The sequence below is a fragment of the Streptomyces sp. NPDC001902 genome (genome assembly GCF_042891295.1).
Classification (GTDB): domain Bacteria; phylum Actinomycetota; class Actinomycetes; order Streptomycetales; family Streptomycetaceae; genus Actinacidiphila.
On sequence record NZ_JBIATA010000013.1, the window covers coordinates 86863 to 98425 of the forward strand.

Below are 11563 nucleotides of genomic sequence, written 5' to 3' on the forward strand. Positions count from 1 at the left end.
TCGGGCCCGGCTCGGGCCCGGCCCGGCTGTCGGCCGGAAATGGGTTTGCCAAAGAAACGGCCCAGCGACGATAGTCCCCGGGTGAAACGCCACGTCCCCCACCGGCCGCGCTTCCCGGACTGGGCCGGCCGCAACTTCCGGCTCCTCGCCGCCTCCGCCTTCGTGACCGGGCTCGGCGCCTCGGGCGCCGTCGTCGCGTCGGCGTTCGCGGTCCTGCAGACCGGCGGCGGCGGTACGGAGATCGGACTGGTCGCCGCAGCGCGGACGGTCCCCCTGGTCGTCTTCCTGCTCATCGGGGGCGCGGTCGCGGACCGGCTGCCGCGGCACCGGGTCATGGTCGCCGCCAACTGCCTGAACACGGTCTCGCAGGGCCTGTTCGCGGTCCTGGTGCTGACCGGCCGGGCCGAGATCTGGCACATGGCCGTGCTCTCCGCGCTGGGCGGCACCGGGCAGGCCTTCTTCGCCCCCGCCAACGAGGGGATGCTGCTCTCGACCGTCGACTCCGCCCACGCGGGCCGCGCCTTCGCGGTGTTCCGGCTCGGCGTCAACGGGGCGAACGTCGGCGGCGCCGCGCTCGCCGGGGCACTGGTCGCCCTCGCCGGACCGGGCTGGGTCCTCGCGGTGGACGCGACGTGCTTCGCGGTCGCGGCGGGGCTGCGCGCGCTGCTGCGGGTGTCCCCGGCGACGCTGCGCGACCGCGCGGAGCGGCGCGGCGGCGGTCTGCGCGGCGGTCTGCTGGGCGATCTGCGCGACGGCTGGCGGGAGTTCGTCTCCCGGCGCTGGCTGTGGGGCATCGTGGTGCAGTTCTCGGTCGTCAACGCCGTGTTCACGGCCGCAGACGCGGTGTACGGGCCGCTCGTGGCCCGGGAGCACCTCGGCGGCGCCGGGCCGTGGGGCGCGGCCCTGGCCGCGTTCGGCGTCGGGAACCTGCTGGGCGGGCTGCTGATGCTGCGCTGGCGGCCGCGCCGCATCCTGCTCGCCGGGGTGCTCTGCGTCTTCCCGTTCTCGCTGCCCGCCGCCGCGCTGGCCCTGGCGCTCCCGGTGCCGCTGCTGGCCTGCGCGATGCTCGTCGCCGGCCTGTCGATCGAGGTGTTCGGCGTGGCCTGGATGATGGCGCTGCACCAGGAGATCCCCGAGGACAAGCTCTCCCGCGTCGCGGCCTACGACTGGTTCGGCTCGGTCTCCATGATGCCGATCGGCACGGCGCTCGCGGGCCCGGCCGCGGACGCCTTCGGCCTGAACGGGGCGCTGTGGGGCTGCGCGGGGCTGACGGTGCTGCTCACGGGCGCGGTGCTCACCCTCCCCGAGGTGCGGCGGCTGCGGCGCGTGGACGACCCCGAGGGCGGGCGGACGGTAGCGCGGGGCGGTCAGCCGACGCCGAAGGAACCGTCGGGCGGGATCGGCGAGGGCACCGCGTCCTTGTCGTAGACCGGCCGCGCCCCCCGTCCGAACACCTCCAGCGCGTCGCCGGCCACCACGCGGGCGGGGAAGACGTCGGACGCGGTACGCCGCGCGATCCGGTCCACCGGCAGCGGGGCTCGGCTCGCGGCCAGCACGGCGTTGCCGAAGCGGCGGCCCCGCAGCACCCCGGGCTCGGCGATCAGGCACACCTGGCCGAACAGCTCGCGCAGGCCCGCGATCTGCGGCCGCAGGAAGTCGAAGGGCGCCGAGTCGGCGAGGTTCGCCAGGTACACCCCGCCGGGACGCAGCACCCGGGCCGCCTCGGTGACGAACTCGTACGAGGTCAGGTGCGCCGGCACCCGCGAACCGCCGAAGACGTCCGCCACGACGACGTCCGCCGAAGCCTCCGGGGCGGCCTCGAGCCACGCACGGGCGTCGTCCGTCGTGATCGCCACGCCGTCACCGCCACGCCCGAGCGGGAGCCGGGCGGCGACCAGCGCGGCGAGCGCCCGGTCGGCCTCCACGACCCGCTGCCGCGAACGGGGCCGCGTCGCGGCGGTGTAGCGGGGCAGCGTCAGGGCGCCGCCGCCCAGGTGGACGACGTCCAGCGGCGCGCCCTCGGGCGCGGCCTCGTCCAGCACGTAGGCCAGGCGCCGCGCGTACTCGAACTCCAGGTGGGTGGGGTCGTCCAGGTCCACGTACGACTGAGGGGCCCCGTCGACCGTGAGCAGCCAGCCCGCGGGCCGGTCCACGTCCGGCAGCAGCCTGGCCGCGCCGAAGTCCACGTCCTGGGTCACGGGTATGCGTCCGTCGTCCTCCACGCCGCAATTGTCCCAGCACACGACGGGGCCCGGGGGCGGAACCCCCGGACCCCCGCGCTCACTCGGCGAGCGCCGTGACGGTGCCCGCGCCGACGGTGCGGCCGCCCTCACGGATCGCGAAGCCGAGCCCCGGCTCCAGCGGCACCGGCCGGCCCAGCTCGACCGTCATGTCGACGGTCGCCCCCGGCAGGGCCGCCCCCACCTCGCCCAGGTCCACGTCGCCGACGACGTCGGCGGTGCGGACGTAGAACTGCGGCCGGTAGCCGCTGGCGATCCCGGTCCGCCGCCCGCCCTCGGCGGCCGGCAGCAGGTAGACCCGCGCCCGGAACCGGCGGCTCGGCGTGACACTGCCCGGCGCGGCCACCACGTGGCCCCGCCGGACCACGTCCCGGGCCACACCACGCAGCAGCAGCGCCACGTTGTCGCCGGCCTGGGCCTCGTCCATCGGCTTGCCGAAGGTCTCCAGACCCGTCACCACGCTGGCCGTCTCCGCGCCGAGCACCTCCACGCGGTCGCCGACCCGGACCGTGCCCCGCTCCACGGCGCCGGTGACGACCGTGCCGCGCCCGGTGATGGTCAGCACGTTCTCCACCGGCAGCAGGAAGGGCGCGTCGGTGTAGCGGTGCGGCATCGGCACGTGGGTGTCGACCGCGTCGAGCAGCGCCTCGATCGCCGACGTCCACCGCGGGTCGCCTTCCAGCGCCCGCAGGCCCGACACCCGGACGACCGGCAGCGTGTCGCCCGGGTAGCCCTGGGCAGAGAGCAGCTCGCGCACCTCCAGCTCGACCAGGTCGGTGAGTTCGGGGTCGCCGGCGTCGGCCTTGTTTAGCGCCACCACGATGTGCTCGACGCCGACCTGGCGGGCGAGCAGCACGTGCTCGGCGGTCTGCGGCATGACGCCGTCGAGGGCGGAGACGACGAGGATCGCGCCGTCGAGCTGGGCCGCACCGGTGATCATGTTCTTCACGTAGTCGGCGTGGCCGGGCATGTCGACGTGCGCGTAGTGCCGGGTGTCCGTCTCGTACTCGACGTGCGCGATGGTGATCGTGATCCCCCGCGCGGCCTCCTCCGGGGCCCTGTCGATCCGGTCGAACGGCACGAACGCGGCGGAGCCGCGGGCGCTGAGCACCTTGGTGATGGCGGCGGTCAGCGTGGTCTTGCCGTGGTCGACGTGACCCATGGTTCCGATGTTGAGGTGCGGCTTGGTGCGCACGTACGCCTGCTTGGGCATGTTGCTTCCTCGGTAAGTCGATTCATCGCCTCGCGTGCGGGACCCCTGGACCGTGCCGACCCTCCCCCTGCGGGGTCCGCCGGACTGTCCGGGAAGGGTCAGATTCGGGCGCCGCCGAACGCATTGGCCGAGAAAGCCTGTGCCGGGGCAGCCTGCAGCGCGTCCGCGACTGCGGACGTATCTGCGCTGAAGGCGTACCGGGACATGCCGTCGATGATCGGGTACGGCACGGCCGTCGGTCGAACGATTTTCCGGCGGCCCGCCTCACGCCCCGCCGACGCGGGCGAGGACGTAGGCGCGCCGGGTCTCCGTCTCCTGCGGGTAGGGGGCCCGCTCCAGCCGCGCCTCCACCTCGAACCCGGCGTCGGTCAGCGCCTCGGTGACCGTCCCGGGGTCGTGGAAGTGGAAGTCGACGTCGACCTCGTGCCCCCACCACTGCGTCACGTGCCGGATCTCCGCCCCGACGTGGAAGGCCACGAGCACCCGCCCGGACGGGCGCAGCACGCGCCGCATCTCGCCGAACGCCGGCCGCAGTTCACCGGGCGTCAGATGGACCACCGCGTAGAGCGCGACGACCGCCCCGAACTCGCCGTCCGCCGCAGGGAGGCGGAGCAGGTCGCCCTCGCGGAACTCGGCCCCGGGGTGCTCGCGGCGGGCGAGCGCGACCATTCCCGGCGACAGGTCGATGCCCACGGTCCGCGCCCCGCGCGCCGCGAGCCACGCCGTGACGTGGCCGGGGCCGCACCCCAGGTCCGCCACGGGCGCGCCGTCCGCGGTCTGCTCGGCGAGGGCCGCCAGCAGGGCCCGGTCCAGCGGCTTGTACGCCAACTCGGTCCCGATGCGCTCCCGGTACTCCTCGGCCACGGTGTCGTAGCTGCGGCGCACCCGGCCGCGCCCGTCGCTCCCGCTCACAGGTGCTTCCCCGCCTCTCGTACCGACAGCGGCGACAGCCGCTCCCCCGACTCCGCGAGGAACGCCCGCACGGCGCCGGGATCGGTGCGGGCGTACGCGCGCAGTGCCCAGCCGATCGCCTTGCGGATGAAGAAGTCCCGGTGGTCCGCCTGACGCAGGCAGTAGCGGAACAGCCGGGCGGGGTCGGTCTCCGCCTTGTACGTCAACTGGTGCAGCAGCGCGGTGCGGGCGAGCCAGAGGTCGTTACCGGTGATCCACTCGTCCATCACGTCCACCAGGGCGGGGCCGGCGGCCACGAGCCGTCCGACGACGTGCGCGGCGAGCAGGTCGACGGTGTCCCACCACGGCTCCGTCGTGATCAGGTGCCGGGCCGTGCCGAGGAAGTCCGGTGAGCAGCGCCCCACATGACGGCGCAGGTAGTCCACGGCGAAGTAGCGGTACTCCCGTTCGGGGAGCGCCCAGCAACGCAGGGCGACGGCCGTGCAGTCCCCCTCGTCCGGGCGCGGCGTGCCCGCGAGCACGGCGCGGGACAGGGTACGCCGGGCCGGCGTGGCGATACCGAGGAACGGGAACGCGTCCCGCATGTACGCCGCCGCCGAGGCGGCCCGCACCGGGTCGGCGGCGGCACCGTACGCCGAGGTCAGCCGGGGCAGCACGAGGTCCGCGAGGGCGCTGTCCGGCAGGACCGGGGCGGGAGGGGCCATGGCCCTACGGTACGCGGCGGCACCGGAGCGACATCCTCCTCCGCTAGGCTCGCGGGATGTCCGAGGTCACCGTCCTCTCCCGACCGCGTTCGCGACCGGCGTCGTGGGCGCGGCTGGCGCTGCTGGTCGTCCTCCTGTCCGGGGCCGCGGCCTCGGTGCTGGTGTGGGAGCCCCAGCGGCTGCTCGCGCACGGCTGGCCCGCGCAACTCACGGGCGCCGCGGCCGTGGTGCTCTTCGCCGCCGGCTACGGGCTCTGCGCCCTCGCCTTCGTACCGCGCCCCCTGCTCAACGTCGGCGCGGGAGCGCTCTTCGGTGCCCAGGCGGGAGTGCCCGCGGCCCTCGCCGGCACGGTGCTCGGCGCCGGCCTCGCCTTCGTCCTCGGCCGCCTCCTCGGGCGGGACGCGCTGCGCCCGCTGCTCCGCGGCCGGGTGCTGCTCGCCGCGGACCGCCAGCTCAGCGAGCACGGTTTCCGCACGATGCTGGCGATGCGGCTCTTCCCCGGGGTGCCGTTCGCGGCGGCCAACTACAGCGCGGCGGTCTCGCGGATGCGCCTCGCGCCCTTCCTGCTGGCCACGGCGCTGGGAAGCGTGCCCAACACGGCGGCCTACGTCATCGCCGGCAGCCGCGCCGCGACGCCGACGTCACCGGTCTTCCTCGTCGCGATGGGCTTCATCGCGGTCACCGGCCTCGCCGCCGTCGTCGTCGCCGCCCGCACCCGCCGCAAGCGCTGACCCTCCGGGCGGGGCGGGGGCGCGGCCGGGGCCGCAGACGCCAGGGCCACCGTCACGGCCGGTAGACCGTGCCGGGGCGCGGTACGGCGGGAGCCATCAGCTCGGAGACGGTCACGAGGACGTAGCCCCGGCGGCGCAGGGCGTCGACGATCCCGGGGACGGCGGGGATCGTGCCCCGGTAGCGGTCGTGGAGGAGGATGATCCCGTCGCGCTTCGTCTGGTCCAGGACCCGCCGGGTGATCAGCGCGGTGTCGGTCGTGGCGTAGTCCTTCGCGGTGACGCTCCACAGCACCTGGGCCAGGCCGAGTTCGCGCATGACCGCCGAGACGTCGTCGTCGGTGCGGCCCTGCGGTGGGCGCATCAGGGTGGGGGCGTGTCCGGTGATCCTGCGGACGTCGTTCTGGACCGGGGTCAGTTCGTCGCTCACCTGCCGCGCGTCCAGTTCCGTGAGCACCTTGTGCGACCAGGTGTGGTTGCCTATTTCGTGGCCATTGCGCGCCATGCGCCGCAGGGTCTGCGGATAGGTGTCCGTGTGGCCTTTCCCCTGGACGAAGAACGTGGCGCGGACCTTCTTCTCCGCGAGAATGTCCAGCAGTTTCGGCGTGGTGGCGCCGGGCCCTCCGTCGAAGGTGAGCGCCACGCATTTCTCGACGGTGCAGTCGGGGGCGGGGCGGTGGCTGCCGGCCCGGGCCGCGCGCTGGGCGGCGGCGCGTGCGTCGGCCGGTGACGTCACTCCGTGGAGGGTGCTGCATCCGCTGGTCACGGCGATGGAGGCGATGGAGGCGACGGCGGCCAGTACGACGGCGACCCGGGTCACCGGCCGCGGTGCGGCGGGGACTCCGGCCCGGGTGAAACGTCGGGGGAATTTCCTGGGATTCATGACCGGAAAGGTACGGACCGCGGGGAACCCGGGAATTCGACTGCGGGTATGCGCCTTTTCCGTCCGAAGGAACGATGCACACCGGGCGTCCCCATACTTTGGTATAGAAGTCTATCAAGGGGGCCCGTGTGTTTTGATGCGGACCGGGGACGGCGTTTACGGTTGCGTGCGTGATCGATGTGAGACGGGCCCTGCTCGGGCACCCGCGGCTCGTGGACGCGGGCGTGGTGGTCGCGGCCGCCGGGCTGACGGTTTTCGTCGTGCGGGTCCAGCAGTCGGGTCTGCACGTGTACCCGCAGCTGTCCAGCGGTGCCTTGCTCACCTCGCTGCTGCCGATCTCCTGGCGGCCGTCCCAGACGGCGCTGATCCCGCTGCTGGCCTGCGCGGCCCTGTTCTGGCGCAGGCGTCACCCGGTGGCGCTGGCCCTGGTCCTCGTGGCACTGTCGGTCGTCTGGCCCGTGGTCGTACCGCTGCTGGTGGCGCTGTTCACCGTGGCCGCCACCCGCCCCCTGCGCACCACGCTCCGGGTCACCGGCGTGGCCCTGCTGCCCGTGCCGGCGCAGTTCTTCGCGACCTCGTACACCGGGCCCCTCACCTCCGCCACGGCCGTGTCGGCCGTGGCGTTCGTGGGCGGTGCCGTCGGCTGGGGCCTGTACGTCGCCGGTGTGCGGGAGAGGGCCGCACGGGCGGAGCGGGAGGCGGACCTGCGCGCCGAGCAGGCCCGGCAGCACGCCCGGGAGGAGATCGCCCGGGAGATGCACGACGTGCTGGCCCACCGGCTGACCCTGCTCAGCGTGCACGCGGGGGCGCTGGAGTTCCATCCCACGGCGTCGCCCGCCCAGGTCGCGGAGGCGGCCGGTGTCATCCGGCAGAGCGCCGGACAGGCCCTGGAGGACCTCCAGGACGTGCTGCGCGTCCTGCGCACCCCCACGGTCCACGCGCACACCGAGCCCCCGCAGCCCGCCGTGGCCGACATGGACCGGCTGGTCGAGGAGTCGCGCGCGACCGGCGCCACCGTCGAGGTGCACCGGGACACGGAGGACCTGGCCACCATGGACCCCACCACGAGCCGGGCCGCGTACCGCATCCTGCAGGAAGCCCTCACCAACCACCGCAAGCACGCGCCGGACGGCCCGCTGCGGCTGTCGCTGACCGGCGGGGCCCGCGAGGGGCTGACCGTCACGGCCCGCAACCCGGTGCCGCAGGAACGCGCCGCACGTCCCGAAGGCGCCGGCCAGGGCCTGGTCGGGATGAACGAAAGGGCGGTCCTGGCCGGCGGCAGCATGCGCCGTACCTCCACCCCCACCGACTTCGCCCTGGAGATCTGGCTGCCATGGACCAGGTGACCCGCGTCCTGATCGTGGACGACGACCCGCTGGTGCGCTCCGGCCTGCGCATGATGCTGTCCGGGGCACGGGACGTCGAGGTGGTCGCCGAGGCCGCGGACGGTACGGAGGTCCTGCCGCTGGTCGAGGCGCACCGGCCCGACCTCGTCCTGATGGACATCCGCATGCCGCGGATGGACGGCCTGAGCGCCACCGCCGAACTGCGGCGCAGGCCCCGGCCGCCCGAGGTGCTGATCCTGACCACGTTCACCACGGACGGCTACGTCCTGGAGGCGTTGCGCGCCGGGGCGGCGGGCTACGTCCTCAAGCACACGCCCCCCGCCCAGATCGTCGCCGCGGTGCGGAACGTCGTGGCGGGCGAACCGGTCCTGTCACCGGCCGCCGTCAAACAGCTCATCGGCGCCGTCACCGCCGCCGGTGACGAGGGCACCGCCGCGCGCCCCGACGACCGGGGCGAGGCGGAGCGGCTGCTCGGTCTCCTGGGGGAGCGGGAGCGGGAGGTGGCGCTCGCCGTGGCACAGGGCAGGACCAACGCCGAGATCTCGGCGTCGCTGTACATGAGCGTCCCCACGGTGAAGGCACATGTGTCCCACATCCTCACCAAGCTCGATCTGAACAACCGGGTCCAGATCGCCCTGGTGGTGTACCGGGCCGGTCTCGCCTGACGGCAGGTCAGTCCGCTTGGCGCAGCCCGGCGACGAGGAGCGCGACCAGGCGGCGCGCGTCGTAGCGGGGATCGCTGTCCGCGCCGATGCAGAGGTTGCCGACGCCGCGCATGAGCGCGTACGCCTCCAGGTCGGAGCGGATCTCGCCGGACGCGGCGGCGGCGTCGAGCAGCCCGGCGCACACGGGCACGAGGCGGTCGAGGAAGGAGGCGTGCAGCGTCTCGAAGCCGGCGCTGTCGGACTGCAGCACCGCGGCGAGTCCGTGCTTGGTCACCAGGAAGTCGACGAACAGGTCGATCCACCGCGCCAGTGCGGCGTGCGGGGTGGCGCTGCTCGCCAGCAGGGCGGGTCCGGCCTCGGCGCAGGCGTCGACCTGGTGCCGGTAGACGGCGGTGATCAGATCCGCCCGGGTCGGGAAGTGGCGGTAGATCGTGCCGGTCCCGACGCCGGCCCTGGCGGCGATGTCGCGCACCGGTGCCTCCACGCCCGAGGCGACGAAGGCGGCGGCCGCCGCCTGGAGCAGCGTCTCCTCGTTGCGCCGGGCGTCGGCCCGCTTGGACCGCGGCGCCCGCCCCGTGCCCTTGTCGCCGTCCTCCATCACCGCGCCACTCCTTCCACGACCGGCCTTGCCAACCGGAACGTCGTTCCGTATCGTTAGCGGAACAAGGTTCCGTTTGCTCATCATGCCAGGGCGCACGCCCCGGGACCAAGCCGTGCGCGCTTCCGCCGCACGCAGCCACCACACCCCACCCGCAAGGGAGAACACGGTCATGCAGTACCGCACCCTCGGCCGCACCGGCGTGCAGGTCAGTTCCCTCGCGCTCGGCGCGATGAACTTCGGCAGCATCGGGCGCACCACCCAGGACGAGGCCACCGCCCTCGTCGACGCCGCCCTCGAGGCCGGGATCAACGTCATCGACACCGCCGACATGTACGGCGCCGGAGAGTCGGAGGAGATGGTCGGCAAGGCCCTCGCCGGCCGCCGCGACAACATCGTGCTGGCCACGAAGGCCGGCATGCCGATGGGCGACGAGCGCAACCAGCGCGGCAGTTCACGCCGCTGGCTGGTCAGGGCCCTGGAGGACAGCCTGCGCCGGCTCGGTGTCGACCACGTCGACCTCTACCAGGTCCACCGGTGGGACCCGGCCACCGGCGACGAGGAGACCCTGTCGGCCCTGACCGACCTGCAACGCGCGGGCAAGATCCGCCACTTCGGCTCCTCGACCTTCCCCGCGTACCGCATCGTGCAAGCCCAGTGGGCCGCCCGCGAGCACCACCTGAGCCGGTACGTCACCGAACAGCCCGGCTACTCGATCCTGCAGCGCGCCGTGGAGACCCATGTGCTGCCCGTCACCGAGGAGTACGGCCTGGGCGTGCTGGCCTGGAGCCCGCTGGCCTCGGGCTGGCTGTCCGGCGCGGTCCGCGAGGGCCGGCCGGTCACCACCAGCCGCTCCACGTTCCTGCCGGAACGCTTCGACACCGCCCTGCCCGCCAACCGGGCCAGGCTCGACGCCGTCGAGAAGCTGGCCGCACTCGCGGCCGAGGCCGGCCTGACCATGGTCCAGCTCGCCCTCGGCTTCGTGACGGCGCACCCCGCCGTGACCGCCGCGATCATCGGCCCCCGCACACCGGACCACCTGCGGGCGCACCTCGCCGCCGCGGACACCGTGCTCTCCGCCGACGTGCTGGACGCGATCGACGCGATCGTCGCCCCCGGTCTCGACCTCGCCCCGCACGAGAAGTTCGACACCCCGCCCGCACTGCTCGACCCGTCCCTGCGCCGCCGCAGCCGTCCGTGACGCCCACGGGCCCGGACCGGACGTACGGCGCGGACCGGACGACCGGTCCGGGCCGGACGTACGGCGGGACGACGCTCAGCCCTGGGTGACGCCCGGCCAGTCGGCGTAGCGGATGCGGGAGATCTCCAGGACCTCGCCGGTCGTGCCCCATTCGTCCTTGCCGAGGCGGGCCAGCGGACGGAGCTTGCGCACGTCGGGGTGGCCCTCGAACATCACGGCCTCGGAGACGGCGGCGTGGACGACGCGGCCGAAGACCACGGTCGAGTCGCCGAGGGTGACCGTGCTGTGCAGTTCGCACTCCAGGGCGACGGGCGAGGCCGCGACGCGCGGCGGCTTGACCGCGCGGCTGGGCTCACGGGCGATGCCGACCGCGTCGAACTCGCTGACGCCGCGGGGGAAGTCGGTGCCGGTGGCGTTGATCTGCTCGAAGAGGTGCTCGGGCGCGAGGTTGACCACGAACTGCCGGGTCTCCTCGATGTTGCGCAGCGAGTCCTTCCGCCCCACCGAGGTGAACTGCACGACCGGCGGGCTGACGCAGGCGACGGTGAAGAAGGAGTGCGGGGCGAGGTTGGCCGTCCCCGCCTCGCTGAGCGTCGAGACCCAGGCGATGGGGCGCGGGACGACCACCGAGGTCAGGAGCTTGTAGAACGGGGTCCGGCCCATGGCCTCGGGATCGAAGTCGATACGCATGGCCGCCAGTATCCCCCTCGGCGGGTGCGGAACGTAACCGGCGCCTCCACCCCGGCCCGACGCGAGGCCGCCACGAAGGTGCCTGGTACCGGACGGCACGAGTCCCCGTCGCACGAACGGTACGAAATACCCATTCCGTCGCAGGCGCGCAGCGGCCGCATCACCCTGAACCTCGACGTCGAGCCGGCCGCGCACCTCCCCCGACGACCGGACGATGCGGCCCACCCTACCGGGCCAGAAGGCCGTGGGGGGGGGGCGGGCCCCCCCCCCCCCCCGCCCGGGGGCCCCCCCCCGGGGGGGGGCGGGGGTCTGGTGCACTCGGTCGCCCCCCCCCACGGGCTCCCGAAAACCACACCCGGCCATTCGGAGACCCCCCCGGAGCC

The 11563-nt window shown here is 74.1% G+C and carries 12 protein-coding genes; 5 read left to right on the forward strand and 7 right to left on the reverse strand.

Translation table 11 applies throughout. The annotated features are described in order from the left end of the window. Nucleotides 1-39: 39 nt before the first annotated feature. The gene (locus tag ACFYYN_RS21885) at nucleotides 40-1428 is read left to right on the forward strand and encodes an MFS transporter (RefSeq protein WP_500547163.1); all 1389 of its coding nucleotides are present in this window, start codon (nucleotides 40-42) and stop codon (nucleotides 1426-1428) included. Here ACFYYN_RS21885 and ACFYYN_RS21890 read toward each other — a convergent pair. The 4 genes from ACFYYN_RS21890 to ACFYYN_RS21905 all read right to left on the reverse strand — a co-directional run bounded on the left by ACFYYN_RS21890 (nucleotide 1368) and on the right by ACFYYN_RS21905 (nucleotide 5069). Continuing rightward, a complete protein-coding gene (locus ACFYYN_RS21890) occupies nucleotides 1368-2222 on the reverse strand; it encodes a spermidine synthase (RefSeq protein ID WP_500547164.1) in 855 nt (284 codons plus the stop codon). The genes ACFYYN_RS21885 and ACFYYN_RS21890 overlap by 61 nt on opposite strands. Before the next feature lie 58 nt (nucleotides 2223-2280). Continuing rightward, entirely contained in the window at nucleotides 2281-3453 is a 1173-nt protein-coding gene (tuf, locus tag ACFYYN_RS21895; protein ID WP_500547165.1) for an elongation factor Tu, read from the reverse strand. Nucleotides 3454-3717: 264 nt separating this feature from the next. Further along, on the reverse strand, nucleotides 3718-4365 hold the full coding sequence (locus ACFYYN_RS21900) for a class I SAM-dependent methyltransferase (protein WP_500547166.1): 648 nt from the start codon (nucleotides 4363-4365) through the stop codon (nucleotides 3718-3720). Next, nucleotides 4362-5069, reverse strand: a complete 708-nt coding sequence (locus tag ACFYYN_RS21905; RefSeq protein WP_500547167.1) for a DNA alkylation repair protein — start codon at nucleotides 5067-5069, stop codon at nucleotides 4362-4364. The genes ACFYYN_RS21900 and ACFYYN_RS21905 overlap by 4 nt, the downstream gene beginning before the upstream one ends. Before the next feature lie 56 nt (nucleotides 5070-5125). Between ACFYYN_RS21905 and ACFYYN_RS21910 the strand changes: the two genes are divergently transcribed. Beyond that, a complete protein-coding gene (locus ACFYYN_RS21910) occupies nucleotides 5126-5800 on the forward strand; it encodes a TVP38/TMEM64 family protein (protein ID WP_499510441.1) in 675 nt (224 codons plus the stop codon). Nucleotides 5801-5852: 52 nt separating this feature from the next. Here the strand turns inward: ACFYYN_RS21910 and ACFYYN_RS21915 are convergent, their stop codons facing one another. After that, the gene (locus ACFYYN_RS21915; RefSeq protein ID WP_500547168.1) at nucleotides 5853-6680 is read right to left on the reverse strand and encodes a polysaccharide deacetylase family protein; all 828 of its coding nucleotides are present in this window, start codon (nucleotides 6678-6680) and stop codon (nucleotides 5853-5855) included. A gap of 170 nt (nucleotides 6681-6850) precedes the next feature. Between ACFYYN_RS21915 and ACFYYN_RS21920 the strand changes: the two genes are divergently transcribed. Both ACFYYN_RS21920 and ACFYYN_RS21925 read left to right on the forward strand, forming a co-directional pair. Continuing rightward, nucleotides 6851-8026, forward strand: a complete 1176-nt coding sequence (locus ACFYYN_RS21920) for a sensor histidine kinase (protein ID WP_500547169.1) — start codon at nucleotides 6851-6853, stop codon at nucleotides 8024-8026. Next, the gene (locus ACFYYN_RS21925; RefSeq protein ID WP_500547170.1) at nucleotides 8014-8691 is read left to right on the forward strand and encodes a response regulator transcription factor; all 678 of its coding nucleotides are present in this window, start codon (nucleotides 8014-8016) and stop codon (nucleotides 8689-8691) included. Before ACFYYN_RS21920 ends, ACFYYN_RS21925 begins: the two co-directional genes overlap by 13 nt. A gap of 7 nt (nucleotides 8692-8698) precedes the next feature. Here the strand turns inward: ACFYYN_RS21925 and ACFYYN_RS21930 are convergent, their stop codons facing one another. Next, nucleotides 8699-9289: a TetR/AcrR family transcriptional regulator gene (locus ACFYYN_RS21930; protein ID WP_500547171.1), complete on the reverse strand. Its 591-nt coding sequence runs from the start codon at nucleotides 9287-9289 to the stop codon at nucleotides 8699-8701. Between the two features lie 172 nt (nucleotides 9290-9461). Here ACFYYN_RS21930 and ACFYYN_RS21935 point away from each other — a divergent pair, with 172 nt between their 5' ends. Next, a complete protein-coding gene (locus ACFYYN_RS21935; protein ID WP_500547172.1) occupies nucleotides 9462-10490 on the forward strand; it encodes an aldo/keto reductase in 1029 nt (342 codons plus the stop codon). Nucleotides 10491-10565: 75 nt separating this feature from the next. Here ACFYYN_RS21935 and ACFYYN_RS21940 read toward each other — a convergent pair whose 3' ends face one another. Then, a complete protein-coding gene (locus tag ACFYYN_RS21940; RefSeq protein ID WP_499510447.1) occupies nucleotides 10566-11180 on the reverse strand; it encodes a flavin reductase family protein in 615 nt (204 codons plus the stop codon). Between the last annotated feature and the right edge of the window lie 383 nt (nucleotides 11181-11563).